This is a genomic window from Streptomyces sp. NPDC058964 (genome assembly GCF_042741275.1).
Classification (GTDB): domain Bacteria; phylum Actinomycetota; class Actinomycetes; order Streptomycetales; family Streptomycetaceae; genus Streptomyces.
On record NZ_JBHYKH010000753.1, the window covers coordinates 1 to 3,173 of the forward strand.

General features: G+C 75.6%; 3 protein-coding genes and 1 pseudogene. 2 read left to right on the top strand and 2 right to left on the bottom strand.

What is annotated here, in order from left to right:
- On the top strand, window positions 1-1,678 hold a 1,678-nt coding region (locus ACFW2E_RS44200), incomplete at its 5' end, for an ATP-binding domain-containing protein (RefSeq protein ID WP_384477044.1).
- Window positions 1,679-1,884: 206 nt separating this feature from the next.
- Here ACFW2E_RS44200 and ACFW2E_RS44205 read toward each other — a convergent pair.
- Complete coding sequence (locus tag ACFW2E_RS44205) at window positions 1,885-2,625, bottom strand: hypothetical protein (protein WP_384477047.1); 741 nt, start codon at window positions 2,623-2,625, stop codon at window positions 1,885-1,887.
- 47 nt (window positions 2,626-2,672) lie between these two features.
- Here ACFW2E_RS44205 and ACFW2E_RS44210 point away from each other — a divergent pair, with 47 nt between their 5' ends.
- Window positions 2,673-2,861 (top strand): DUF5703 family protein, encoded by a 189-nt coding sequence (locus tag ACFW2E_RS44210; RefSeq protein WP_046732800.1) that lies wholly within the window; start codon window positions 2,673-2,675, stop codon window positions 2,859-2,861.
- Between the two features lie 68 nt (window positions 2,862-2,929).
- Here the strand turns inward: ACFW2E_RS44210 and ACFW2E_RS44215 are convergent.
- Window positions 2,930-3,173: pseudogene (locus ACFW2E_RS44215) on the bottom strand (hypothetical protein); the annotation flags it as partial.

The window sequence follows — 3,173 nt, forward strand, 5'->3', positions numbered from 1 at the left end:
GCTGCGGGACGACCCCTGGCAGCTGCTGCGGGTCACCGGCGTACGGCCGGACCAGGCCGACGGGTTCGCGCGGGCGCTGCTCGGCGCGGAGTGCGGCCGCGACGACGAGCGGCGCGGCCGGGCGGTCACCGGCTGGCTGCTGGAGCAGGCGGCCCTGGCCGGGCACACCGCCCTGGAACTGCCCGCGCTCACCGCGGCCCTGGCCCAGCGGGGTGTGCCGGATCCCGACGACGCCGTGCAGAGCACCGTGGCCGAGGGCGACGCCCTGGTCTTCCAGGACGCCCTGGACGAGCCGGGAGCACCCGCCCGGCAGGCACACCAGGAGGACGGAGAGGACGGGGAGGAGGGCGACGAGGAGCGCCCGGTCCGCGTCCTCGTCGGCCTCGAGCGGTACGCGCTCGCCGAGGAGAGCCTCGCCGACGGCCTGGCCCGCCTGATCAACTCCGTGCCGAAGGAGGACGGTCCGGCCGAGGCCTGGGAGCGGGCGGCCGCCGGTGCCCGGGGCTCGGCCGCCGAACTGATCCGCGCGGTCGCGGCGAACGGGCTGGTGCTGCACACCGGTGGACACGCGTCCCTGGTCGACCCGGCCCATCTGCTGGGGGCGGCACCCGCTGCGGGGCTGCGTGCCTGGGCCGTGGCACACACCGACAGCGGCCGGGACGGCTTCACGGCCCTGCTGACCGGACTCGACGAGCCGGACGACCCGTCCGACCGGCCGGACCGTGGATCCGCGACCGTGGCGGGGATGCTGTCCGGCTCCGAGGGCCCCGGACGGGACGCGGACGGTGCGCTCGACCTGGACCTGCTGATCGTGCTCGACGCGCCGCAGCTGGACGTCGAGACCGCGGCCCTGCTCGTCGAGTCGCTGCCGGACACTGCCCGGCTGGTGCTGGCCGGCGATCCCGCCGTGCTCTGGTCGGCCGGGCCCGGCCGGGTGTTCGCGGACCTGCTGGCGGCACGGGTGTGCCCGCAGGTCGCCTCGCGGGTGCCCGACCCCGGTCCGCTCGGCGAACTGGTCTCCGGCATCGGCATCGGTGAACTCAACCAGGTGGCGGCGCCCGGCAAGGAGATCGTCATCGTGCCGGTGCGGGACGCGGGCGAGGCCGTCCACCGGACCGTCCAGCTGGTCGCGGACTCGGTGCCTCGGGCCATCGGCGTCCCGGCCGAGCAGACGGTGGTGATCACCCCCGGGCACGGCGGGGCCGCGGGCACCCGGGCGCTCAACGCGGCGCTCAAGGAAAGGCTCAATCCGGGCCCCGGCCGCTTCGGCGGTTTCGACCCGGGCGACCGGATCGCCTACGCCCCGGCGCCGGGGCGCATGCTCCCGGGTCAGGTGGTGAAGGCCGACGCCGACGGCCTGCACCTGTCCTGCGCGGGGGTTCCCGTCGTCGTACCGCGGGAACGGGTGGAGCAGGCCGTGCGGCACGGGTGGGCGCTCACCGCTCACCAGGCCGCGGGCGGCCGGTGGCCCGCGGTGGTCGTGGTGCTGCCGGGCGATGCCACGCAGGCCCTCAGCCGGCCCTGGGTGTACACGGCGTTCAGCCGTGCGGACCGCCATCTGTCCGTGGTCCACGGTGTCGAGCAGGCACTGCCGCGGGCGGTCGCGGAGATTGCGGCCAAGCCGCGCACGACGCGTCTGCCGGCGCTGCTGAGGGCCCAGGTCCCGGCGTCCGGCTGAGCGGCTGGGCGAGGCGGGGTGCGGCCCGGCGCGGGGTGGGCGGGCCGGGGGGCGCGGCGCGCGGCGCGGCCCCCCGGGGCGGGGGGGGGGGGGCCGGGCCGGCGGGCGCGGGCGGGGGGGGGTGGGGGCCCCGGGCCCGGCGCGCGGCTGCGCGGGGGGGGGGGGGGGGGGCGGGCCGGGTTGGGTGCCCCGGGCCGGGCTTCCGCTCAGCGATCGGCGTCCAGCGGCTCGAGGTCTTCGTCGCCGTCCAGGTCGAGCTCGTCCTCCGGATCGTCGTCCTCGGCCTCGTCGGTCCGGTCGCCGATCCGGTTGCCGATCGCGTCGCGGATTCCGTCCTCGATCTCGTCGTCGAAGACCGCGCTGACGTCGAACCGGCAGACCACCCGCTGCGGGTCGACCTGCTCGAACGGTGCCTCCAGCCATTCACCGGGGTCGGCGGGATCGTCCGCTGCGGTCACCCACAGCGTGGAGTCGCCCTCCTCCAGCCCGAACTCCTTGTGCCGCGAGGCGATCTCGTCCGGCTCGAACTCGCCGAACAGGACCCCGAGCGCCCCGTGCACCGTGCCGGAGGCGTCCGTGTCCGCGCCGTCCTCGTACTCCGCCGCCTCGACACGCTGGGCCTGGGCCAGCAGTCGCTGCGGTTCCGCCACGGCGTAGTCACGGCGGATCAGCACGCTGATCGCGTTCGGTTCCTCGGGGCCCGCGTACGGCGGCAGCGCGCCTTCCGCCCCGGGGATCTCGAAGGGCGTGACCTCGTCGTAGCGGTCGTAGAGCACTTCGTCGTACGCTTCGGCGGCCGCGGCCAGCTCGTTGAACGCCTCGTAGACGGCCGGGTCGTCCTCCCCCGACCTGCGTTCGACCGCCGCCAGGTGACGGTCGAGCGCGGTCTTGACCGCCTCGGCGGCGGCGCGTACCTCGGCAGCGGTGGGCTGCGCAGCATCAGACATAGTGCAGACGCTATCCGTACCGGGCCCCAGCCCGCACAATAGATGCGATGCCGGAATACGAATTTGTCGACGTGTACGTGCCTCGCGGGGTCTCCCGCAAGGAGGCGACGCGTCTGCTGACGGACCATGCCGAGTACGGACACTGGGAGTTGGACCGACTGAGCCTGATGCGCGACGGCAGCCGCAGGGTGCGGTTGCGCCGGCGGATCATCCGCCAGGTGCGGGCCACGTGGTGAGACGGAGAACATGATCGGAGCGGGCCCCGCGTCGCCGGGGCCCGCTCCCTCTTCCGGTGCCGGTCACCTCACGCCGAGGGGCGCGCCTTGCGGTACAGCACGGCGCCGGCGAGGAGTGCTCCCGCGCCCACCGGGAGCACGAGGCCGATCGGCAGGTCACTGCCGGTGTGGGCGAGTTGTCCGGCGGAGGAGACGGGCTGGTCGACGATCGAGCGCGTCCCCCGCGGGCCGACGTGCGAGGAACCCACCGGCGTGCCGTGTCCCTGTGTACCGGGCGTACCCGGTCGGCCCGGGTGCCCGGGAGTGCCCGGG

Coding starts and splice junctions, on each gene's coding strand:
- ACFW2E_RS44205 (WP_384477047.1), bottom strand. CDS start 2,625: ATGTCTGATGCTGCGCAGCCCACCGCTGCCGAGGTACGCGCCGCCGCC.
- ACFW2E_RS44210 (WP_046732800.1), top strand. CDS start 2,673: ATGCCGGAATACGAATTTGTCGACGTGTACGTGCCTCGCGGGGTCTCC.